At 38.2% G+C, this 22,922-nt stretch carries 31 protein-coding genes; 8 read left to right on the plus strand and 23 right to left on the minus strand.

The window, feature by feature from the left end; translation table 11 throughout:
• Positions 1-79 precede the first annotated feature (79 nt).
• The 7 genes from B9A18_RS04540 to B9A18_RS04570 all read left to right on the plus strand — a co-directional run bounded on the left by B9A18_RS04540 (position 80) and on the right by B9A18_RS04570 (position 8,298).
• Positions 80-1,315, plus strand: coding sequence for a porin (locus B9A18_RS04540; protein WP_084287505.1), 1,236 nt, complete (start codon positions 80-82; stop codon positions 1,313-1,315).
• A gap of 37 nt (positions 1,316-1,352) precedes the next feature.
• The gene (locus B9A18_RS04545) at positions 1,353-2,894 is read left to right on the plus strand and encodes an acyl-CoA carboxylase subunit beta (protein ID WP_084287506.1); all 1,542 of its coding nucleotides are present in this window, start codon (positions 1,353-1,355) and stop codon (positions 2,892-2,894) included.
• Positions 2,895-4,058 (plus strand): MFS transporter, encoded by a 1,164-nt coding sequence (locus B9A18_RS04550; protein ID WP_084287507.1) that lies wholly within the window; start codon positions 2,895-2,897, stop codon positions 4,056-4,058.
• Position 4,059: 1 nt separating this feature from the next.
• Positions 4,060-4,479 (plus strand): GNAT family N-acetyltransferase, encoded by a 420-nt coding sequence (locus B9A18_RS04555; protein WP_084287508.1) that lies wholly within the window; start codon positions 4,060-4,062, stop codon positions 4,477-4,479.
• Between the two features lie 51 nt (positions 4,480-4,530).
• Complete coding sequence (locus tag B9A18_RS04560; RefSeq protein ID WP_084287509.1) at positions 4,531-5,646, plus strand: M42 family metallopeptidase; 1,116 nt, start codon at positions 4,531-4,533, stop codon at positions 5,644-5,646.
• A 102-nt stretch (positions 5,647-5,748) separates the two neighbouring features.
• The gene (locus B9A18_RS04565) at positions 5,749-7,299 is read left to right on the plus strand and encodes a helicase HerA-like domain-containing protein (RefSeq protein ID WP_084288750.1); all 1,551 of its coding nucleotides are present in this window, start codon (positions 5,749-5,751) and stop codon (positions 7,297-7,299) included.
• Between the two features lie 99 nt (positions 7,300-7,398).
• Positions 7,399-8,298 (plus strand): nucleotidyltransferase family protein, encoded by a 900-nt coding sequence (locus tag B9A18_RS04570; protein ID WP_084287510.1) that lies wholly within the window; start codon positions 7,399-7,401, stop codon positions 8,296-8,298.
• Between the two features lie 74 nt (positions 8,299-8,372).
• On the opposite strand, the gene dnaK is transcribed toward B9A18_RS04570, so the two are convergent.
• A complete protein-coding gene (gene dnaK, locus B9A18_RS04575; RefSeq protein ID WP_084287511.1) occupies positions 8,373-10,289 on the minus strand; it encodes a molecular chaperone DnaK in 1,917 nt (638 codons plus the stop codon).
• Positions 10,290-10,458: 169 nt separating this feature from the next.
• Positions 10,459-11,670 carry a class I SAM-dependent methyltransferase gene (locus B9A18_RS04580; RefSeq protein WP_084287512.1) on the minus strand — a complete coding sequence of 404 codons (1,212 nt, stop codon included), beginning with the start codon at positions 11,668-11,670 and terminating at the stop codon, positions 10,459-10,461.
• A gap of 55 nt (positions 11,671-11,725) precedes the next feature.
• Here B9A18_RS04580 and thpR point away from each other — a divergent pair, with 55 nt between their 5' ends.
• A complete protein-coding gene (gene thpR, locus B9A18_RS04585) occupies positions 11,726-12,280 on the plus strand; it encodes an RNA 2',3'-cyclic phosphodiesterase (protein WP_084287513.1) in 555 nt (184 codons plus the stop codon).
• A gap of 59 nt (positions 12,281-12,339) precedes the next feature.
• On the opposite strand, the gene rplQ is transcribed toward thpR, so the two are convergent.
• From rplQ to rpmC, 21 genes are all read right to left on the minus strand, one after another.
• Positions 12,340-12,861, minus strand: a complete 522-nt coding sequence (rplQ, locus tag B9A18_RS04590; protein WP_084287514.1) for a 50S ribosomal protein L17 — start codon at positions 12,859-12,861, stop codon at positions 12,340-12,342.
• A gap of 92 nt (positions 12,862-12,953) precedes the next feature.
• Complete coding sequence (locus tag B9A18_RS04595; protein ID WP_084287515.1) at positions 12,954-13,946, minus strand: DNA-directed RNA polymerase subunit alpha; 993 nt, start codon at positions 13,944-13,946, stop codon at positions 12,954-12,956.
• A gap of 77 nt (positions 13,947-14,023) precedes the next feature.
• Complete coding sequence (gene rpsD / locus B9A18_RS04600) at positions 14,024-14,632, minus strand: 30S ribosomal protein S4 (protein ID WP_084287516.1); 609 nt, start codon at positions 14,630-14,632, stop codon at positions 14,024-14,026.
• 65 nt (positions 14,633-14,697) lie between these two features.
• Positions 14,698-15,087: a 30S ribosomal protein S11 gene (gene rpsK, locus B9A18_RS04605; protein WP_012780795.1), complete on the minus strand. Its 390-nt coding sequence runs from the start codon at positions 15,085-15,087 to the stop codon at positions 14,698-14,700.
• 21 nt (positions 15,088-15,108) lie between these two features.
• Positions 15,109-15,486: a 30S ribosomal protein S13 gene (gene rpsM / locus B9A18_RS04610; RefSeq protein ID WP_084287517.1), complete on the minus strand. Its 378-nt coding sequence runs from the start codon at positions 15,484-15,486 to the stop codon at positions 15,109-15,111.
• 84 nt (positions 15,487-15,570) lie between these two features.
• Positions 15,571-15,687, minus strand: coding sequence for a type B 50S ribosomal protein L36 (gene ykgO, locus B9A18_RS04615; RefSeq protein ID WP_008244551.1), 117 nt, complete (start codon positions 15,685-15,687; stop codon positions 15,571-15,573).
• A gap of 1 nt (position 15,688) precedes the next feature.
• A complete protein-coding gene (infA, locus tag B9A18_RS04620) occupies positions 15,689-15,907 on the minus strand; it encodes a translation initiation factor IF-1 (RefSeq protein WP_008244555.1) in 219 nt (72 codons plus the stop codon).
• Positions 15,908-15,978: 71 nt separating this feature from the next.
• Positions 15,979-16,764 (minus strand): type I methionyl aminopeptidase, encoded by a 786-nt coding sequence (gene map / locus B9A18_RS04625; protein ID WP_084287518.1) that lies wholly within the window; start codon positions 16,762-16,764, stop codon positions 15,979-15,981.
• Positions 16,765-16,772: 8 nt separating this feature from the next.
• Positions 16,773-18,110, minus strand: coding sequence for a preprotein translocase subunit SecY (secY, locus tag B9A18_RS04630; protein WP_084287519.1), 1,338 nt, complete (start codon positions 18,108-18,110; stop codon positions 16,773-16,775).
• A 3-nt stretch (positions 18,111-18,113) separates the two neighbouring features.
• A complete protein-coding gene (rplO, locus tag B9A18_RS04635) occupies positions 18,114-18,560 on the minus strand; it encodes a 50S ribosomal protein L15 (RefSeq protein ID WP_084287520.1) in 447 nt (148 codons plus the stop codon).
• Positions 18,561-18,671: 111 nt separating this feature from the next.
• Positions 18,672-18,851 carry a 50S ribosomal protein L30 gene (gene rpmD / locus B9A18_RS04640; protein WP_084287521.1) on the minus strand — a complete coding sequence of 60 codons (180 nt, stop codon included), beginning with the start codon at positions 18,849-18,851 and terminating at the stop codon, positions 18,672-18,674.
• A 4-nt stretch (positions 18,852-18,855) separates the two neighbouring features.
• Positions 18,856-19,374 carry a 30S ribosomal protein S5 gene (gene rpsE, locus B9A18_RS04645; RefSeq protein ID WP_084237681.1) on the minus strand — a complete coding sequence of 173 codons (519 nt, stop codon included), beginning with the start codon at positions 19,372-19,374 and terminating at the stop codon, positions 18,856-18,858.
• Positions 19,375-19,392: 18 nt separating this feature from the next.
• A complete protein-coding gene (gene rplR / locus B9A18_RS04650; protein ID WP_084287522.1) occupies positions 19,393-19,746 on the minus strand; it encodes a 50S ribosomal protein L18 in 354 nt (117 codons plus the stop codon).
• Positions 19,747-19,751: 5 nt separating this feature from the next.
• Positions 19,752-20,309: a 50S ribosomal protein L6 gene (gene rplF, locus B9A18_RS04655; protein WP_084287523.1), complete on the minus strand. Its 558-nt coding sequence runs from the start codon at positions 20,307-20,309 to the stop codon at positions 19,752-19,754.
• An 18-nt stretch (positions 20,310-20,327) separates the two neighbouring features.
• Complete coding sequence (gene rpsH / locus B9A18_RS04660; RefSeq protein ID WP_084287524.1) at positions 20,328-20,726, minus strand: 30S ribosomal protein S8; 399 nt, start codon at positions 20,724-20,726, stop codon at positions 20,328-20,330.
• A 114-nt stretch (positions 20,727-20,840) separates the two neighbouring features.
• Entirely contained in the window at positions 20,841-21,110 is a 270-nt protein-coding gene (gene rpsN, locus B9A18_RS04665; RefSeq protein WP_012780786.1) for a 30S ribosomal protein S14, read from the minus strand.
• Positions 21,110-21,676, minus strand: a complete 567-nt coding sequence (gene rplE / locus B9A18_RS04670) for a 50S ribosomal protein L5 (RefSeq protein ID WP_084287525.1) — start codon at positions 21,674-21,676, stop codon at positions 21,110-21,112. Before rplE ends, rpsN begins: the two co-directional genes overlap by 1 nt.
• On the minus strand, positions 21,676-22,014 hold the full coding sequence (gene rplX, locus B9A18_RS04675; RefSeq protein WP_084287526.1) for a 50S ribosomal protein L24: 339 nt from the start codon (positions 22,012-22,014) through the stop codon (positions 21,676-21,678). The genes rplE and rplX overlap by 1 nt, the downstream gene beginning before the upstream one ends.
• Position 22,015: 1 nt before the next feature.
• On the minus strand, positions 22,016-22,384 hold the full coding sequence (rplN, locus tag B9A18_RS04680) for a 50S ribosomal protein L14 (protein WP_008244575.1): 369 nt from the start codon (positions 22,382-22,384) through the stop codon (positions 22,016-22,018).
• A gap of 1 nt (position 22,385) precedes the next feature.
• Positions 22,386-22,640 (minus strand): 30S ribosomal protein S17, encoded by a 255-nt coding sequence (gene rpsQ, locus B9A18_RS04685; RefSeq protein WP_048907439.1) that lies wholly within the window; start codon positions 22,638-22,640, stop codon positions 22,386-22,388.
• 13 nt (positions 22,641-22,653) lie between these two features.
• Complete coding sequence (gene rpmC / locus B9A18_RS04690; protein WP_084287527.1) at positions 22,654-22,863, minus strand: 50S ribosomal protein L29; 210 nt, start codon at positions 22,861-22,863, stop codon at positions 22,654-22,656.
• Between the last annotated feature and the right edge of the window lie 59 nt (positions 22,864-22,922).

Below are 22,922 nucleotides of genomic sequence, written 5' to 3' on the forward strand. Positions count from 1 at the left end.
TTTAAAATCAGCTTAATAATTATATATAAAATGAAGCATTAAGCGTAATTTTGGCGCCTTACTCACTTTCACCATTTTTATGAAACTATTTATATTTAGTTTATTGCTTTTGTTCCCGTTTTTAATATTTGCACAAAGCAATAATGCTCCCTCAACCAATATTCCACACGAAATAACTATTACAGGTTATTTACAAACACAATATCAAAGAGCTCAATCGGCTGGGATTTCTTCTTTCTCTGGTGGTGACTTTGCAGAGAACTCCAAAGATCGCTTTATGATTAGAAGAGGAAGACTAAAAATTGACCGTGCGGATAATTATTCAAATATTGTTTTTCAAATTGATGCTACGCAAAATGGTGTTCAGCTGATGGACGCATTCATACAATTACATAAACCAGGTTTAGAATCATTAGAATTTACAGCAGGTTTATTTAACCGTCCTTTTGGTCACTCCATCGTATATTCATCCGGTTACAGGGATTTCCCGGAAAGAGCCAGGGTCTTCCAAACCTTAATGCCACGTGAAAGGGATTTGGGAGCTATGATAACTTTTAACCCTGAGAAAAAATTCCATTTTTTAACTGCCGAACTGGCCGTAATTAATGGAAGTGGACACTCATCAAGAGATTACGATTCGAAAAAAGATCTGGTAGGGAACCTTGGCTTTAAATTCGACAGTCTTGCAAACAAAAAGATGCATATAGGTTTTGGCGGTTCCTTTTATAAAGGTACTGTGAGAAACAATACCGAAAGCTATTACACGAATGGTGATAATGGTTTTGTAAAGAACACCAGTCCTACTAATGTTGGTTTAAACGCAAAACGTAATTATTTAGGGGCAAATCTACAGGTACAATACGACAATACATTTGGCTCTACCTTATTTAAAGCTGAGTTTGTTGGCGGAACACAACCTGGAGTTGCAAGCTCAGGAAGCATAAAAGGTCCTTATGCAAGCCAAAGCTTCTCGGCTCAGCCGGCTACCGATCTTTATCTACGCTCGTTTTCTGGATATTACCTTTGGTTAACTCAACAAATAGCAAAAAGCAGATTTACGGCATTAGTTTCTTACGATTCTTATGATCCAAATACAAAAGTTAAAGATATAGAGATTGGTGCAAACAATAACAATACAACGGCTGGCGATATTAAATTTAATACACTTGGTTATGGTATAACCGCACAGGTTAGCTCTAGAATAAAATTAACGGTTTATAACGAGCATGTTGTTAATGCCCCGACTCAATTACCTAGCTATTTAAGCGATCTTAAAGACGATGTGTTTACTATGAGGTTGCAATATCGCTGGTAACGCATATATTTATGGCATTTGATAAAATCATTTTTTGATGAAGAATAAGATAGAATTACTACAAGATAAAATTAAAAAGGCTTATGCCGGTGGTGGTGAAGCTAGAATTGCAAGTCAACATAAAAAAGGTAAACTTACAGCCAGAGAAAGAATCCATTTCCTGATGGATGAAAATTCTTTTGAAGAAATCGGAATGATGGTTACCCATCGCAGCACCGATTTCGGAATGGAGCGCGAAAAATATTTAGGCGACGGTGTAGTGACCGGGTACGGCAATATCAATGGTAAATTAGTTTATATATTCTCACAGGATTTCACTGTATTTGGAGGTTCATTATCTGAAACTCATGCCGAAAAAATCTGTAAAATAATGGATATGGCCATGAAAAATGGCGCTCCGCTTATCGGTTTAAACGATAGCGGTGGTGCACGTATCCAGGAAGGTGTGGTTTCATTAGGTGGTTATGCTGATATTTTTTACAGAAACGTACAGGCCTCAGGACTTATACCTCAGCTATCGGCCATTATGGGCCCTTGTGCTGGTGGTGCAGTGTACTCTCCGGCAATTACCGATTTTACATTAATGGTTGAAAACACTTCTTACATGTTTGTTACCGGCCCAAATGTGGTAAAAACAGTAACACATGAAGAAGTAAGCTCGGAAGAACTAGGAGGAGCATCAACCCACGCTACTAAGTCGGGGGTAACACATTTTGCATGTAGCAATGAGCTCGATGCCATCAACCATGTAAAAAGATTATTGAGCTATATGCCACAAAATTGTGAAGAAATACCAGCTCAGCTACCTTATGAAATGACCGATGAAAATCGTCCGGAGCTGAATGATATTATGCCTCAAAATGCCAATCAGCCTTATGATGTGCGTAGTATTATTGAATCAACCACAGACAGCGATAGCTTTTTAGAAGTGCATAAAGATTATGCAGAAAACATTGTAATAGGATTTGCACGTTTGGCTGGAAGAAGCATAGGTATTGTGGCCAATCAGCCTGCATACCTGGCGGGAGTATTAGACAACAATGCTTCTACCAAAGCAGCAAGGTTTGTTCGTTTTTGCGATTGCTTTAATATCCCCTTGCTTGTTCTTGAAGATGTACCGGGCTTCTTACCGGGTACTGACCAGGAATGGAATGGTATCATCACCAATGGAGCAAAACTACTTTATGCTTTTAGTGAAGCAACCGTCCCACGCATCACAGTAATCACCAGAAAAGCATACGGTGGTGCCTATGATGTGATGAATTCCAAACACATTGGCGCCGACCTAAATTACGCCTGGCCTACTGCAGAAATCGCCGTAATGGGAGCCAAAGGTGCTGCAGAAATCATCTTCAAAAAAGAAATTACTACGGCCGAAAAACCTGAAGAAAAGTGGTTGGAAAAAGAAAAACTCTATTCAGATACTTTTGCGAACCCTTACAGGGCTGCAGAACGTGGTTTTGTAGACGAAGTAATTGAGCCCGCTCAAACCCGTAACAAATTAATTAAAGCATTTAAAATGCTGGAAAATAAAGTGGTAAACAACCCACGTAAAAAACACGGAAATATACCTTTGTAAATGCAACTTAGCCGGACGGATGTATTATTAATGGCCTTTTGTACAGGACTAATAGTAGCAAACATTTACTACTGTCAGCCATTAGTGATATTAGTCGCCCGCGAATTTAACCTGACTGAAAGTCACGCCGGAAAAATCACGTACTTAACACAGGCAGGATATGCACTAGGTTTATTTCTAATTGTACCGCTCGGTGATATGTTTGAGCGACGCAAACAAATATTAATGATAACCGGCCTGGCAGTAGCATCCCTACTGCTAGCCGCCTTTTCACACTCTTTTTTACTACTGCAGATTGCCTGTGTATTGATTGGAGCAAGCTCTATCGTTCCACAACTCATCTTGCCAATGGCAGCTAACCTGACTTCTGATGAAAAACGGGGGCCAACCATCGGCATCATCATGAGCGGATTGCTCATTGGCATCCTAGCATCAAGAGCAGTAAGTGGTAGTATCGGGTTTTTATGGGGATGGAGGACCATGTACTTCATCGCAGCAGGCATTTGTTCCCTTCTCCTATTATTAATGGCTAAACGCTTTCCTCTAAGCAGACCTTCATTTGAAGGTTCATATAGAGAACTCATGCTGTCTATGTGGCATTATATAAAAACACAACCAATCCTGCGCGAAGCATCAGTCATTAACTTTTTAGCCTTTTCCGTTCTTAGTGCATTCTGGACAACCATGGTGTTGTTTCTGGCCAATCCACCCTTTAGTTTTCAAACTTTACAGATTGGCCTGTTTGGCATCGCTGGAGCCGCAGGTGCACTCGCCGCCCCATTGGTTGGCAAGCTAAGCAGCGGCAAAAACCCTCGAAAGAATTTACTGATCGGATTGGTTTTACAACTCATAAGTATCGCTACCTTTTATTTCACCAAAAGTCACCTTTATCTATTCGTAGCCGGAATAATTTTGATTGATATCGGACAACAAGCTATACACGTAACCAACCAGACAAGAATTTATACCCTAATACCCGAAGCACGAAACCGATTGAATACCATATTTATGTCGGTTAGCTTTGTGGGGGCCTCCGTTGGCTCGGCATTTGGTTTATGGCTTTGGGATAAAGGTCAATGGCCATTATTCTGCCTCGGAACTGCCCTGGTTGTCCTTTTAAACATCTTCATTTACAATTTTTACAGTCATAAAATAAAAGCTTAACATGGAGGAAGTTCAGATTGAGCAGATCAGAGTTGATTTAGCCTGGCGCATCAGACATGAGGTCATGTATCCAACCCTACCCTATGATGCCATTAAACTCGATAACGATAAAGAAGGAATACACTTTGGACTCTTCACCCGTAATCGGTTAACAGCTGTTGTTTCCGTATTTAATAAAGGTAAAGTATATCAGTTCAGAAAATTCGCGACGATCGAAAGCGCACAAGGCAAAGGCTATGGCTCACTATTACTAAACCATATCATAAACTACATGAAGGATATGGGAGCAGAAAAAATATGGTGCAACGCCCGTGTCTCCGCTGCAGGATTTTATGAAAAATTTGGCCTCACCCAGACAGATCAACGCACAGTAAGTAATGGCATCGATTTTGTCATTATGGAGTTACAACTTAATAATTAACTTGAGGCTTACGGCCTGATTTATATATTTGCTTACAATAAAAAAACGATAATGGCTAAAAAGAAAGACGACAAGAAAAATCACGTGGCTGTGGTTAATAAAAAATCACTTATTTTTTTTGAAAAATACATCAATAATCCCTCTCCAACTGGTTTTGAGTACCCTGGTCAGAAATTATGGCTGGATTATTTAAAACCTTATATTGATGAAAGTTTTATTGACAATTATGGCACTGCCGTAGGTGTAATAAACCCTAAAGCTGAATTTAAAGTAGTTATTGAAGCACATGCTGATGAAATTTCCTGGTTTGTAAATTACATCACCCCTGAAGGCCTCATTTATGTGATCCGTAATGGTGGCTCTGATCATCAGATCGCTCCTTCTAAACGCGTAAACATACATACCGATAAAGGGATGGTGAAAGCCGTATTTGGCTGGCCAGCTATTCACACTCGTAGTGGTGGAGAAAAAGAAGAAGCTCCGGCACTAAAGAATATATTCCTGGATTGCGGCTGTACATCAAAAGATGAAGTTGAAAAACTTGGCATTCATGTAGGTTGCGTAATTACCTATGAAGATGAATTCATGGTTTTAAACGACCGTTACTATGTAGGCAGAGCCCTGGACAACAGAGCGGGTGGCTTCATGATCGCTGAAGTAGCTCGTTTGCTTCATGAAAATAAAAAGAAATTGCCTTTTGGTCTATATATCGTAAACTCTGTACAAGAAGAGATCGGTCTTCGTGGTGCAGAAATGATTGCCGATAGGATTAAACCTCATGTAGCTATCGTTACCGACGTAACACACGATACAACGACACCAATGATTAATAAAATCACGCAAGGAGATCTTGCATGTGGCCTGGGACCAGTAGTTTCCTATGCACCGGCAGTTCAAACTAACTTGAACAAATTATTGATCGAAACTGCAGAAAAGAACGACATCCCATTCCAACGTCAAGCATCTTCACGTTCAACTGGTACCGATACTGATGCATTTGCGTATTCTAACGGAGGAGTTCCTTCTGCCTTGATATCTCTGCCGTTGCGCTATATGCATACCACGGTTGAAATGATCCATAAAGAAGATGTTGACAACGTAATTAGCCTGATCTATCATTCTTTATTAAATATCAAGAAAGATCACGATTTCAAATACAATAGATAGTCTTTAAAATTTCAAAAGGAAAGGCGTGTCTGAATAATTCAGGCACGCCTTTCCTTTTTTACTTAAGTCACTTTTATTACATTTATAAAAATGACTTTACCTATGAGCAATCAATCAGCAAACTTTACAGAAAAGATTAAAGCCTCCTATAAACCAAGTGGTTCGTACATTTATTTAGGAGCAGGTATATTGGATGGCGAAGTTTTAGCCGAGGCTGAAGTGAATCTCCCGCTGCATATGATGAACAGACATGGCCTCGTAGCCGGAGCCACGGGCACTGGTAAAACCCGTACGCTGCAATTGCTTGCCGAACAGCTGTCCGATGCTGGTGTACCTGTATTCATGCTCGATGTAAAAGGCGACTTATCCGGCTTAAATCAGCCTGGCCTAAGTAACCCTAAACTTGAAGAAAGAGCAACACAACTGAGCAAACCGTTCAACCCAGCCGGCTTCCCTGTCGAACTTTATTCTTTATCAGGTAAGCTCGGGGCACAAATGCGTGCCACAGTATTAGAATTCGGACCGACCTTATTAGCCAAAATCCTTGATCTAAATGATACGCAAACCGGTGTTCTTGCAGTTATCTTTAAATATGCAGATGATAACAAGATGCCTGTCATCGATCTCAACGATCTAAAAAAGCTAGTTTCCTATCTATCTGAGGATGATGGTGCAGAGGAAATTAAAAGTAGCTACGGAAAAATATCAACAGCCACCACCGGAACCATTCTAAGAAAGATCGTTACTATAGAACAACAAGGCTTAGGCGCAATGTTTGGCGAACGTTCATTTGATATCCAGGACCTTTTCGAACGAACTGATGGCAAAGGAACCATCAGCCTGCTAAACATTTCCGATGTCCAGGCCCAACCCGTTTTGTATTCCACCTATCTGCTAAGCCTGCTTACCGAAATATTCTACAATATGCCTGAGGCAGGTGACCTTGACAAGCCCAAATTGGTATTCTTTTTTGATGAGGCCCATTTACTCTTTAAAGACTCCTCTAAAGCATTCTTAGAACAAATCGAAACCATCATCAGGCTAATTAGATCTAAAGGCATAGGCGTCTTCTTTTGCACGCAATCACCTACAGATATACCTGAAAGCGTATTGTCGCAATTAGGCAATCGCATACAGCACGCTTTAAGAGTATTTACACCTAACGATGCTGACGCCTTAAAGAAAACTGTCAATACCTATCCTCGCTCAGATTTCTATAAAATAGACCAGGTATTAACTTCCTTAGGGACCGGACAGGCACTGATAACTGTACTAAACGAAAAAGGAATCCCTACGGAGGTAGCGGCCACTATGCTTACCCCTCCCAAAGCTATTATGGGCCCTTTAGCAATAGCTGATTATAATGCACTTGTTCAAGCCAGCCCTATGACAGCGAAATATCAGGAAACCATTGATCCGGAAAGTGCTTATGACATATTAACCAAAAGGATTAATGATAAACAAATAGAACAGGAAGGCGAACAACAGACTGAAGACCCCACTCCTAAAAAAGGAGAAAAAAGTATTGTTGAACAAGTAATGGGTGCTACAATAACCAGACAGATAGGCAAAGAAATTGTGCGTGGACTGTTTGGCATGTTAACCGGTAAAAAGCCAAGAAGTAGCGGAAGCAAGGGTATATTTGGATTTTAAGTTAAAAAACTGCCGCTACATAAATCAAAAAATGTATTTTAGCTTCATAAAATATTTACACTCTACATTGATTATTAACCTTTTCATTATTTTAATTGAATGAAACCCACTTTACTCATATTAGCAGCCGGGATGGCAAGCCGTTATGGCAGCATGAAACAAATTGATGGCTTCGGTCCGAACGATGAAACCATCATCGATTATTCCATATACGATGCGATAAAAGCAGGCTTTGGCAAAGTAGTCTTCATCATTAAAGAAGAATTTGTCGATAACTTTAAAGCTATTTTCGAGCCTAAATTAGAAGGCAAAATTGAAACAGATTACGTGTTTCAAAATTTCGATCTAAAACAATTCGGTATCGAAGAAGAAATATACCGTGAAAAACCATGGGGAACAGCACACGCAATTCTTGCAGCCAGAAAAGCAATAAAAGAACCATTTTGTGTAATAAATGCCGACGACTATTATGGTTTTGACGCCTTTAAGAAAATGGTAGACTTTTTAAATGAGGAAGCTACTGATAGCAATTATTCGATTGTTGGTTATAAGATTGGAAAAACCTTGTCAGACTTTGGTTCTGTTTCACGCGGAGTATGTAAAACGAATTCAGCAGGTTACCTGGAAGAAATTACAGAACGTACGCAGGTTTATAAAAAAGATGGTGCCATTGTTTTTGAAGAAAATGGTGTTGAATATCCTTTAGAGTATGACACCCCTGTTTCTATGAACTTCTGGGGCTTCACACCAGCTGTTTTTAAATTAACTGAAGATATGTTTAAAGCGTTTGCATTAGCAAACAAAGACAAACCTAAAGCTGAATTCTTTATTCCTCTAATCGGTGAGAACCTGGTTAAAACCAATACAGCATCATTCAAAGTTATCCCAACCGACAGTCAGTGGTTTGGCGTAACCTATAAAGAAGACAAACCTTTTGTACAAAGCTGTATAGATGAGCTTGTGAAAAATGGAACTTATCCTCAAAATCTTTGGAACTAATCCGTTTTAAATTCTAAAAAGAATGGCCCCTGATGAATTTCATCAGGGGCCATTCTTTTTATGGAGATTAACGATTACTTTTTGTCGTCTTTTACTTCTTCGAAGTCTACATCAGTAACATTATCATTGCTATCAGCAGCTTGTCCGCCAGCCTGAGCATCAGCACCAGCTTCTGGCTGTGCGCCTTCCTGACCACCTTTGTACATCTCTTCAGAAGCGACATTCCATGCATTTTGCAATTCTGCCTGAGCTGCGTCGATATCAGCAAAGTTTCTTGCAGCATGTGCATCTTTCAGTTTATTCAAACTCTCTTCAATAGGAGCTTTTTTATCCGCAGAAAGTTTATCGCCAAACTCTTTCAATTGTTTCTCAGTAGAGAAGATTAAAGCATCAGCGCTGTTGATTTTTTCAGCTTCTTCTCTAGCTGCTTTATCAGCATCAGCATTTTGTTCTGCTTCTTCTTTCATTCTTTTGATCTCTTCATCAGTTAAACCTGAAGAAGCTTCAATACGGATTTTTTGCTCTTTACCAGTAGCTTTATCTTTAGCACTTACGTGTAAGATACCATTCGCATCAATATCAAATGCAACTTCTACCTGAGGAACACCACGTGGAGCTGGTGGAATACCATCTAAGATGAAACGACCAATCGTACGGTTTTGAGCAGCCATAGGACGCTCTCCTTGTAGGATATGGATTTCTACTGAAGGCTGGTTATCAGCAGCAGTAGAGAAAGTTTCTGCTTTCTTAGAAGGAATAGTTGTATTTGCTTCAATTAATTTAGTCATTACACCACCCATTGTCTCAATACCTAAAGATAGAGGAGTAACATCTAGTAACAATACATCTTTAACCTCACCAGTTAATACACCACCTTGGATTGCAGCACCAATAGCTACTACCTCATCAGGGTTTACACCTTTAGAAGGCTCTTTACCAAAGAAAGCTTTAACTGCTTCCTGAATAGCAGGCATACGAGTAGAACCACCAACTAAGATGATCTCATCGATATCGCTAGTTTTTAAACCTGCATTTTTCAACGCTGATTTACAAGGATCGATAGTACGTTTAATCAAATCAGCGGCCAATTGCTCAAATTTAGCACGGCTTAAAGTTCTAACTAAGTGTTTAGGTCCTGTTGCATCAGCTGTGATGTAAGGAAGGTTGATCTCTGTAGAAGTAGTGCTTGAAAGTTCAATTTTAGCTTTCTCAGCAGCTTCTTTCAAACGTTGCAAAGCCATTGGATCTTGATGTAAGTCCATGCCGTTCTCGTTCTTAAATTCAACAGCTAACCACTCAATAATGATATGGTCAAAGTCATCTCCACCAAGGTGAGTATCGCCATCAGTAGATTTCACTTCAAATACACCATCACCTAATTCTAATACAGATACATCATGAGTACCACCACCACAGTCAAACACAACAATTTTCATGTCTTTATGTGCTTTATCCAAACCGTAAGCTAATGCAGCAGCAGTTGGCTCGTTGATGATACGTTTAACTGTTAAACCAGCAATTTCACCAGCTTCTTTAGTCGCTTGACGTTGAGCATCATTAAAGTACGCAGGAACCGTAATAACGGCTTCAGTCACTTCATGACCCAAAAAGTCTTCAGCAGTTTTCTTCATTTTCTGCAATATCATCGCAGAAAGCTCCTGAGGAGTATATTTACGGTCGTCAATTTCTACACGTGGTGTATTGTTGTCACCTTTAACTACCTTATAAGGTACACGACCAGCTTCTTTAGTAACCTCAGCAAAGCTGCTGCCCATAAAGCGCTTAATCGAATAAATTGTTTTTGTTGGGTTAGTTATGGCCTGACGTTTCGCCGGCTCACCAACTTTACGCTCACCATTCTCTGCAAATGCAACAATGGATGGTGTAGTACGTTTACCCTCACTGTTGGCTATAACTACAGGTTCGTTACCTTCCATTACGGCTACGCAAGAGTTTGTTGTTCCTAAGTCTATACCAATAATTTTTGACATGTTATTTATCTCTGTTTATGTTATGAAATCTTTACTATTAATATCTGTTTAACAAGCAATGTGCCAATCGGTATTTGGCAGAAAATCTTTCCTATTTCTTATAATTGCAGAAAATTATGGCCGAAAGCCATGATGAAAATATGACACTATGACAGAATTGCCAGCTATTCTACTTGTCAAGGTCCAATAATCGTTCTAAATGATGATAACCAATGCCAAAATAGGCCTTAGTCTCAGCAATTTTTTCTTTAATCTCCAAACGCTTTAATTCTTGTGCCTTGGTTAAAGCACCGCCTGTTGAAGTTTTAATACCTACAACCAGCACATTCTTTGGTGTATGTGCATCTGAGATAAATTCAAACACTTTTGTTTTATAACCATAGTATTCCAAAATCAAAGCCCTGATTCCATCAGTTACCATCTCCGCCTGACGTTCCAGAAAAATCCCGTACTTAGTTAAGAAGGTAAGTTCGTTCTTCACTTTACTCTTCTCGATCTCTCTTCTGATTTGTTTATGGCAACAAGGGGCCACAACAATCAATCCAGCGTTAGCTTTTATTCCCTTATAAATGGCATCATCTGTAGCCGTATCACACGCATGAAGCGCAATCAACAAATCAATATGATCAACTGTGTATGCTTCAATAGTTCCTTCAACAAAATCAAGTTTTTTAAAGCTCGAACTGCTGGCAATGCCATTGCATAGCTTTACGAGATCTTCTCTGAACTCTACACCGGTTACTTTGGTATCCAGTTTTAATACATTATGCAAATAATCATATAGCGCGAAAGTCAGATAGCCTTTACCCGAGCCCATATCAACTACGCTCTTTATCCGCGCCTCCGGTAACTCCTTAATTAGCGAGCTAAGTATCTCTACATATTGATTAATCTGACGGTATTTATCTTGTGCGTTTTTAAACACCTGTCCATCCTGATCTGTAATTCTTAACTCCTGTAAATAAGATTTACCTACAGGCTGAATTAACCGTTTCTTCTCCTTATTATGAGCAAGTGTAGGTTGCACAACAGTACTCACCAATTTCTCTCTTAAAGAGATCTGTTCCTTCTTCCCATGCTCCAATATGGTTTCCTTCTCTGTGGTAAACAGTGTGCATATTTTAAAGTCATTACTCACAAAGTGACAAATGAGCGCTATACCCTCAGCTATTGGAAAATTCTTAAAGATGTCCCTTGTTTTATAACGATAAGTAAAAGAAAGCATATCTGCACGCTTAATCTTCACCTTACGTACATAAATATTCTTTAGTTCCTTTTCATTACCCTGGTAATTACCAAGTGAAACTTTTAAAAATACATTAGAAGAAATGCTATCAGCTAACTGATTTTGAAATTGCTGAAAAAGAAGTTGATTGGACATGAAATTAAATTACTCAACAAAGATAACCTTTTGAAATTAATAGTAAATTGACTTTATGAAGCACAACTACTTAATTGCCATCTTACCCCCCCCGGAATTAAGTCAACAAATTGATGAAATTAGAAAAGCTTGCTCAGAAAAATATAAAATCTATAAAGCGTTACGACCACCGGTTCACATTACCCTGCTATTCCTTAAAAATTTGGATGATACTTTCGAGCCACAATTAATCAACAGCCTAGAGGCCGCGAGAAATTTCAGCCCATTTACTCAGGAACTAGAAAACTACGACGCATTCGTTCGCAATGAGGTAGTATTTATCAAAGCCATTATTAACAAGGAGATCACAACACTATACAGGAATATTAAAAAGATACTTGGCGATGCAGCAAAAGAACCCAGAAGCCAGATCACTCCACATATCACCATTGCCTACAGAGATCTTAAAGATCAGTTTCCTCAAATTTATACGGAATATAAAAACAAAAGCTTTGAAGCCAGCTTTCCGGTAGATCATTTTACCTTACTAAAGCACGACCGCATCCGCTGGAATATACTCAGAGATTACGTGGCCAAACCAGGTGACCAGCAATCGGAATTGAATATATAAACAAGAAGCCCTGTCCGAATGTCGGACAGGGCTTCCTATTATTTTGAATCAGGGAATAATTATTCTCCTTTATCTTCTTTTTTTTCTTCAGTTGCAGGAGCTTCAGTAGCTTCTTCAACAGCAACCTCTGCTTTCGCAGCTGGAGCATCAGCAGCTTTAGCTTTGCTTCTACCACGACGAGTAGTTTTCTTCTCAGCAGCTTCTGATTCTTTACCATAAACCTCATTGTAATCAACTAGTTCGATTAATGCCATTTCAGCATTATCACCTAAACGATTATTCAATTTAATGATTCTGGTATAACCACCCGGACGGTTAGCAACTTTCGCTGCGATATCACGGAATAATTCAGTAACAGTTTCTTTATCTTGCAAATAGCTAAATACAATACGACGTGAGTGTGTAGTATCAGTTTTAGATTTTGTAATGATAGGCTCAACATACATACGTAAAGCTTTTGCTTTAGCTAAAGTAGTTGAGATCCTTTTGTGTTTAATTAACGATGAAGCCATGTTAGCCAACATCGCTTTACGATGTGAATCTGTTCTTCCTAAGTGGTTGTTCTTTTTACCGTGTCTCATTTTTGATTTTATTCAGTGTATACCGTCTCTATGAAATTATTCTGAGGGAATTATACACTATTAACAATATTGTTATTTATATTTTATACTCGTTATTCTTCGTCAAGTTTGAACTTAGACAAGTTCATGCCGAATGATAAACTTTTAGACTTAACAAGTTCTTGTATCTCTGTTAAAGATTTTTTACCGAAGTTTCTGAATTTTAACATATCAGCTACATCATAAGAAACCAGATCAGCTAAAGTGCGTATATCAGCTGCTTTTAAGCAGTTTAATGCACGAACTGAAAGATCTAAATCAACTAATTCAGTTTTTAAGATCTTACGCATATGCAAGATTTCCTCATCAACTTCTTTAGTTTCTTCTTTCGCTTGAGACTCTAATACTAAATTCTCATCAGAGAACAACATAAAGTGCTGGATTAAAATTTTCGCAGCTTCTTTAAGTGCTTCTTCAGGATGGATTGAACCATCTGTAGAGATATCTAATATTAATTTTTCATAATCTGTCTTTTGCTCAACACGATAGTTTTCAATCGTGTATTTTACATTTTTCATCGGAGTAAAGATCGAATCGATCGCGATCACGCCAACAACAGCATCATTGATTTTATTCTCTTCAGCAGGTACATAACCACGTCCTTTATTAATGGTCAATTCCACTTCTAAAGTAACAGATTTCTCCATGTTACAAATAACGAAATCAGGGTTAAGCACCTCAAAGTTATTAGAGAATTTAGTGATGTCACCAGCAAGGAATTGCTCTTGACCATTAACTAAAATAAAAACTTTCTCTGAATCGCCAGCATCTCCTGATTTTTTAAAACGTACTTGTTTTAAATTAAGAATAATTTCTGTTAAATCTTCTACAACACCTTTCATTGTAGAGAACTCATGAGATACGCCTGAAAAACGAATACTTGTAATGGCATAACCTTCTAAAGAAGAAAGCAATATTCTTCTTAAGGCATTACCAATTGTTACACCGAAACCGGGCTCTAAAGGGCGGAACTCAAATGTACCATCGAAATCAGTTGATTTCTGCATGATTACTTTATCGGGCTTCTGAAATGCTAAAATTGCCATTTATAATGTTTTTAGATCGTTATTAAATTTATGTAACGTAAAAAAATTAATTGCCCGTAGGCAATTAATTAAATATATTACTTAGAGTATAACTCTACTATAAGGTTTTCTTTGATATTTTCTGGTATCTCGTCGCGATTAGGATAAGTTAAGAACTTTCCTGATAATTCGCTTGCGTTCCAGTCTAACCAATTGAATTTATTGATCATTCTTCCAGCTACTGAATTGGTAATAGCTTCTAAAGTTTTAGACTTTTCGCGCACTGCGATAACATCACCAGCTTTCAATTGATATGAAGGAATATTAACTACTTCACCGTTAACTGTTACGTGTTTATGGCTAACTAACTGACGAGCAGCTGAACGTGTTGTAGCAATACCTAATCTGTAAACTGTGTTATCTAAACGAGCTTCTAATAATTGTAATAAGTTATCACCTGTAATACCACCACGTGCAGACGCTTTAGTAAATAAGTTACGGAATTGACGCTCTAATACACCATAAGTATATTTAACTTTTTGTTTTTCCATTAACTGTACCGCGTACTCAGACTGCTTACCTCTTCTTTTTGAAGCACCATGTTGCCCAGGAGGGTAGTTTTTTCTGTCTAGTACTTTATCAGGACCAAAAATTGGTTCTCTGAACTTACGGGCGATTTTGGACTTTGGTCCTGTATATCTTGCCATTGCTTTTCGTTTTAAAGTATCATGCAACCTTACGCTGCAGACTCTTAGCTTTAAAAATTAATAAATTAAACTCTTCTCTTCTTAGGAGGACGACATCCATTGTGTGGAAGCGGTGTAATATCTTTGATTGAGGTTACTTCGATACCTGATACCTGCAATGTTCTAATTGCAGATTCACGACCAGAACCTGGACCTTTAACAAATACATCTACCTTACGTAACCCCAAATCAAACGCTACCTTACCGCAATCTGATGCAGCTTGACCAGCTGCATATGGAGTGTTCTTTTTAGAACCTTTAAAGCCCATTTTACCTGCAGAAGACCACGAAATAGTTTGACCATTGTTGTTTGTTAGGGTAACAATGATATTGTTAAAAGTAGCATTGATGTGCGCCTGACCAACAGGCTCAATAACAACAATACGCTTTTTGGTAACTTTTTTACTCTTAGCCATAATTATTATTCAGTACTAATTTTATTTAGTAGCTTTTTTCTTGTTTGCAACTGTTTTTCTCTTGCCTTTACGTGTACGAGAGTTGTTCTTAGTACGTTGACCACGCACTGGCAAACCTTTTCTGTGACGTAAACCACGGTAACAACCGATATCCATTAAACGTTTGATGTTTAACTGAACCTCTGAACGTAAAGCACCTTCTACTTTAACGCCGTCGTTGATAATTGTACGAATTGCTGATAACTCATCATCAGACCAGTCCTGTACTTTCTTATTTAAATCGATACCTGCTTCCGTTAATATACGTTGTGCAGTTGATCTGCCTACTCCGAAGATATAGGTTAATCCAATTTCGCCTCTTTTGTTTCTTGGTAAATCAATACCTGATATCCTTGCCATATTTTATACTAATGTTTGATTATTTGATTGTATAACAGATTGAGTAACCTGTACATCCAATCCATATCATACTTCAATAATGTCTTAACCTTGACGTTGCTTAAATTTAGGGTTTTTCTTGTTTATCACATAAAGTTTACCTTTACGGCGAATAACCTTGCAATCAGCACTGCGTTTTTTAATTGATGACCTAACTTTCATTTTATTTATATCTATAAGTAATCCTGCCTTTTGATAAATCGTAAGGCGACATCTCTAATTTGACTTTGTCCCCTGGTAAAATTTTGATATAATGCATCCTCATTTTTCCAGAGATATGAGCGATAATTTCATGACCATTTTCGAGTTCTACCCGAAACATAGCATTTGATAATGCTTCTCTTATTACACCGTCTTGTTCAATCGAGGCTTGTTTAGCCATATTATATTGATTTTTACTTAATTAGCTGCTATTCAACAGGGATGCAAAATTAAATAAAAAAATTTAATTATTTACTTTTTTTTATTTAAAACTTCTTCAATAAATGAAAAGGTTGATAAAACATCTGCATTACCCTTTTTAACTGCAACAGTGTGTTCAAAATGAGCTGACGGCTTGTTATCCTTACTGGTAACTGTCCAGCCATCTGACCAGAATTTAACACCTGCTGTACCCGCGTTGATCATAGGCTCGATAGCAATCACCATCCCCTCTTCCAGCTTAATTCCACTGCCCCTTCTGCCATAATTTGGCACCTCAGGTTTTTCGTGCAATTTAACTCCAACACCATGACCAACTAATTCTCTTACTACTCCAAATCCATTTGCCTCTGCATAAGCCTGCACCGCAAACCCAACGTCCCCTATTCTTGATCCAACGACTGCTTTCTCTATTGCAAGCTTTAAGCACTCTTGCGTCACATCTACCAGTTTCTGCTTTTCTGCATCAATCTCACCAATCGAAAAGGTATAAGCTGAATCTCCGAAGAAATTGTTTTTAATTACCCCACAATCAACTGAAATCAAATCTCCTTCTTGAATAACGTAATCGCCTGGAAAACCATGAACAACCTGCTCATTTGGCGATATACATAATGAATAAGGAAACCCATTATAATTTAAAAATGCTGGAATTGCGCCATGATCCCTGATAAATGTTTCGGCTAGATCATTTAATTTTTTTGTAGTGATCCCGGGACCAATGACTTTGGCTACTTCAGCCAAAGTCTTTGATACCAGTAAAGAACTCTCTCTTATTAGTTCGACTTCTTCTTTTGACTTATAATAGATCTTAGACATTCTAATTACTAAATCACAGCGTTACTACCACTCGCAGCAGGAATTCCTGTACGGCCGGTAACTCTACCAGTCTTCATTAACCCATCATAATGACGCATCAATAAATAACTCTCAATTTGTTGTAATGTATCCAAAACAACACCTACAAGAATCAATAAAGATGTACCACCATAAAAATGAGCAAACTCAGATTTAATTCCAAACTTAACCGCTATAGAAGGAAGAATTGCTATAATAGCAAGGAAGATTGCACCAGGGAAAGTAATCTTGGAAATCACATCATCAATAAATGATGAAGTCGACAAACCAGGTTTAATTCCAGGGATAAATCCGCCATTCTTCTTCATGTCATCCGACATTTGAGTCGGGTTAACAGTAATAGCTGTATAGAAGAACGTAAATGCGATGATTAAAAATGCGAAGGTTAAACTATATGCCAATGATGTATAATCACTGAACTGGATCAACCAGGTATTCTGCAATGATGGGAAAAATCCGGTTAAAGTAGCCGGGATAAACATCAACGCCTGAGCGAAAATAATCGGCATTACACCAGCAGCATTAACCTTTAAAGGAATATACTGCCTTACGCCACCAAATTGTCTGTTACCAACAATTCTTTTAGCATACTGCACAGGAACTTTACGTACACCCTGAACGATCATGATGGTAAACATCACAACAGCAAAAAGCGCAACAATTTCCAATACCAATGCAATCAATCCACCACCTTCACCAACAACTCTGGAACTTACTTCCTGAGATAAGGCAATAGGTAGACGTGCAATGATACCAACCATAATGATCAATGAAATACCATTACCAATACCTTTATCGGTAATTTTTTCACCTAACCACATCACGAACAATGTACCGGCTGACAAAACAAATGTTGCAAGTACAAAGAACAGCGTATGATCAATAATGATTGCTTCCGCAGGAACCTGTGTTTTAACGTAACCTATCGCTTGAACAGCGGTAATAGCTACAGTTAAATAGCGTGTAATCTGATTGAGTTTCTTTCTTCCGCTCTCCCCTTCCTTTTGCATTTTCTGAAAAGATGGAACGGCGATACCTAATAGCTGAACTACAATAGAGGCAGAAATATAAGGCATAACACCTAAGGCCAATATCGATACCCGGGAAAATGATCCCCCGGCAAACATATCAAGGAGACCTAAAATGCCTGACTTTGTATTATCGCCTAAAAGTGTTGCATCCACACCCGGTAAAACCGCATGGGAAACAAACCTATAAACTAAAAGAATCATGAGCGTATAAACAATACGCTCTTTCAATTCTTGAATTTTCCAAATATTACTTAGAGTAGTAAACAGCTTCTTCATTAATTACAATTTTTCGATTGAGCCTCCAACAGCCTCAATAGCTTTTTGTGCGGTTGCAGAAAAAGCATGTGCTTTAACTTCTATCTTAGATTTAACTTCACCACGACCTAAAACTTTAACCAAGTCGTTTTTAGATGCTAAACCGTGCTCTTGCAAGGTAGCAAAATCGATGCTTGTTAAGTTAAACTTTTCAGCCAAACCTTGTAATACGTCTAAGTTTACACCTACGTATTCAACACGGTTGATAGGTTTGAAACCTACCTTAGGCACACGGCGTTGTAATGGCATCTGACCACCTTCAAATCCAATTTTGGTTTTGTGACCAGAACGTGATCCAGCACCTTTATGACCGCGAGTGGAAGTTCCACCACGACCAGATCCGGTACCACGACCAATTCTCTTACAATTTTTAGTAGAACCTGCTGCAGGTTTTAAATTACTTAAGTTCATTTTTGAAACTTATTGTGCTGCCCTTCGCTTTCACTAATCAGGGCAACGGTTAAACAATATATAAAGGTTGCAAATGTAATTATATTAACTACATTAACAACCTTTAAATAATTATATACTCTCTATTGCTATTAAGTGATTCACTTTTCTAACCATTCCAATAATGGCAGCAGTGGCTTCAACTTCTACGCTTTGGTTCATTTTTCTTAAACCTAAAGCTTGCATCGTTCTTTTTTGACGTTCGCTTCTGTCGATAATGCTTTTTATCTGGGTTATTTTGATCTTAGCCATAATATTATCCGTTAAAAACTTTATTTAAATCAACACCACGTTGCTGTGCAACAGTGTAAGCATCACGCATTTTTGTTAAAGCATCTACAGTTGCTTTTACCACGTTGTGAGGATTTGATGAACCTTTTGATTTTGCTAGTACGTTATGTACACCAGCACTCTCTAATACAGCACGCATCGCACCACCAGCAATAACTCCGGTACCAACTGCAGCAGGCTTAATTAAAACAAAACCTCCTGAAAATTTACCGATTTGCTCGTGAGGTACAGTACCATTCAACAAAGGAACTTTAACCAAGTTCTTTTTAGCATCATCAACGCCTTTTGCAATTGCTTCTGTAACCTCTTTCGCTTTACCTAATCCGTAACCTACGATTCCGTTCTCATCTCCAACAACCACGATGGCTGAGAAGCTGAAAGTACGACCACCTTTGGTTACTTTGGCAACGCGTTGTATGCTAACTAAACGATCTTTCAATTCGATCTCGCTAGTCTTAACTCTTTTTATATTGATAGTTGACATTCTTATCCTATTTTCAGATTAAAATACTAAACCAGCTTCACGCGCACCTTCCGCCAACGATTTAATACGTCCGTGGTACAAATAACCGTTTCTATCGAAAACAACTTCTTTAACACCAGCTGCAAGAGCTTTTTCAGCTACTAATTTGCCTACAGCTACTGATTGTTCAGATTTGTTTCCAGTTCCAGAAAAGTCTTTTGATAAAGATGAAGCTGAAGCAATTGTATTGCCGGTTACGTCATTAATGATTTGAGCATAAATTCCTTTATTGCTTCTATATACCGACAAACGTGGACGGCTATCAGAACCTGTAATTCTTTTTCTGATTCCTTTTTTTATACGATCTCTACGAGATAATTTTTTCCCTGCCATGATGATTATTTTTTAGAAGCTGATTTACCTGCTTTTCTTCTTAACACTTCGCCTACAAACTTGATACCTTTACCTTTATATGGCTCTGGTGCACGTAACGAACGGATTTTCGCTGCTACCTGTCCTATCAATTGTTTGTCAATACTTTCTAAAATGATCTTAGGAGTCTGACCTTTTTCTGAGGTTGTAGTCACCTTAATCTCTTCCGGTAATTGGAAAACATAATGGTGAGAATAACCTAAAACTAAGTCTAAAGTGTTGCCTGTGTTTGTAGCACGGTAACCAACACCTACTAGTTCCTGAGAAATTTTATAACCTTCTGTTACACCAACAACCATATTATTGATCAAAGCACGGTATAAACCATGTAATGCTTTGTGTCTTTTTTGTTCTGATGGACGTTGTATGGTTAATACGCCGTCTTCCTGACTTACAGTGATATCTGAATCAACTGCTTGAACTAATTCTCCTTTAGGACCTTTAACAGTTACTACGTTATCCTTAGAAACAGTAATTGTTACACCTGCAGGTACATTAATTGGGGCTTTTCCTACTCTTGACATTTTGCTATCCTCCTTTAATTAATAAACGTGACACAAAACTTCGCCACCAATGTTTAGTTTAGCAGCCTCTTTATCAGTCATAACACCCTTAGATGTAGATAAAATTGCAATACCTAAACCATTTAATACTCTTGGCATATTATCTACGCCGGCATACTGCCTTAAACCTGGTTTGCTAATACGTGTTAACGTGCGGATTGCAGGGATTTTCGTAATCGCATTGTATTTCAAAGCGATTTTGATTGTTCCTTGAACCGTAGTGTCTTCAAACTTGTAGTTAGCAATGTAACCTTTGTCAAAAAGTACTTTAGTAATTTCCTTTTTAAGGTTCGATGCAGGAATCTCTACAATTCTGTGATTTGCCTTGATGGCATTTCTTACTCTTGTAAGATAATCTGCTATTGGATCTGTATTCATTTTTATATAATTGTGATAGTGGTTTCCTTCCTACCTATTCGGGACGACCTGCCATCGGTTAATGTTTTTGTTTACGATTTAAGGAATTGAACCCTAAATACAAGTAAGCTGGGATTACCAGCTTGCTTTTCTTACTCCAGGAATTTTTCCTGCTAAAGCCATATCGCGGAATAATACCCTTGATATACCGAAAGTACGCATATATCCACGAGGACGACCAGTTAACTTACAACGGTTGTGCAAACGTACAGCCGATGAGTTTTTTGGTAACTTATCTAATCCTTCGTAATCACCTGCAGCTTTAAGTTCTGCACGCTTTTCAGCATACTTAGCAACCAATTTTTGGCGCTTAATTTCGCGAGCTTTTACACCTTCTTTTGCCATTATTGCTCTGTTTTTTGATTTTTAAATGGTAAGCCAAATTGTTTTAAAAGTTCCAATGCCTCAACATCAGTAGCAGCAGATGTTACGAATGTAATATCCATACCTAAAATCTTACTGATTTTATCGATGTTAATCTCAGGGAAGATGATTTGCTCAGTCACACCTAAAGTGTAATTGCCTTTTCCATCAAAACCTTTATCATTGATACCTTTGAAATCACGGATACGTGGCAAAGCTACGGAAATTAAACGATCTAAGAACTCATACATGTTGTTATCACGTAAAGTTACACGTACACCTACTGGCATACCTTTACGCAATTTAAAGTTTGAGATATCTTTTTTCGATTTCGCTCCAACTGCTTGCTGACCTGCGATAGTAGACATTTCTAAAATAGAACTGTCCATGATCTTCTTGTCAGTTACAGAGAAACGACCAACACCTTGGTTGATAGAGATTTTCTCTAACTTAGGAACCTGCATAACGCTTTTGTAATTGAACTTATCTTTAAGCGCAGTTACAATTTCCTCTTTGTATTTACTTTTTAATCTTGGTACGTAAGTCATTATTTGATCTCCTCTCCTGATTTTTTAGATACCCTAACTAATTTCCCATCAGCATTAAGCTTTCTGCCAACGCGTGTTGTTGCACCTGTTTTAGGATCAATCAGCGCCACGTTAGAAATATGAAGAGCAGCCTCTTTTTTAATGATACCGCCATTAGGGTTAGCAGCATTTGGTTTTGTATGTTTTGATACAAGGTTAACACCTTCTACAAGAATTCTGCTTTTAGTAATTAATACTGAAAGCACAGTTCCTTGCTGACCTCTAGAATCGCCGGCAATAACCTTTACTAAATCACCCTTACGGATTTTTATTTTTGGTGTAGTTACTTTATTTTTCATTTTATAATACCTCCGGTGCTAATGATACAATTTTCATGAATTGTTTTTCACGCAGTTCTCTCGCTACCGGGCCAAAAATACGTGTACCGCGCGGCTCATCTTGTGCATTTAATAATACTGCTGCATTGTCGTCGAAACGGATGTAAGAACCATCCTTACGTCTGATCTCTTTCTTTGTTCTTACAACAACTGCTTTAGAAACTGTTCCTTTCTTGATGTTTCCAGAAGGCAATGCACTTTTAACGGTAACAACGATTTTGTCACCAATAGAAGCATAACGCTTTCCAGTACCACCAAGTACACGGATAACCAATACTTCTTTTGCGCCGCTATTGTCGGCTACGTTTAATCTTGATTCCTGTTGTACCATGTTATTTAGCCCTTTCTAAAATTTCCACTAATCTCCAGTTCTTGTTTTTACTCAGCGGACGAGTCTCCATGATCAGTACTGTATCACCAATACCGCAATCGTTTTTCTCGTCATGAGCCATAAATTTGGTAGTTTTCTTAACAAACTTACCATAGATCGGGTGTTTCACTTTACGTTCTACCGCTACAACAATAGATTTATCCATCTTGTTGCTTACCACCAACCCGGTTCTTGTTTTTCTTAATTGTCTTTCCATTTCGACTCTAAAGTTATTTAGTTTCAGTAGCAGACTCAGCTTTACGCTTAGTCACTTCAGTATTTAATCGGGCAATATTTTTCCTAACCTTATTGATACGGCTTGGATTTTCTATAGCCGAAATTGTATGAGCAAACTTTAACTTAACTAAGTTTTCTGTCTCTTCTGCAATCCTGGCTACTAGCTCTTCTTGTGAAAGCCCTGTAATTTCTGAGTTCTTCATTTTATTAATTTTTATTTGGCGGGTCCAGAGGTTGTAATAACAAGTTACTTACAACATTC

Origin of the sequence: Pedobacter nyackensis (assembly GCF_900176505.1) — a bacterium.
Lineage (GTDB): Bacteria > Bacteroidota > Bacteroidia > Sphingobacteriales > Sphingobacteriaceae > Pedobacter > Pedobacter nyackensis.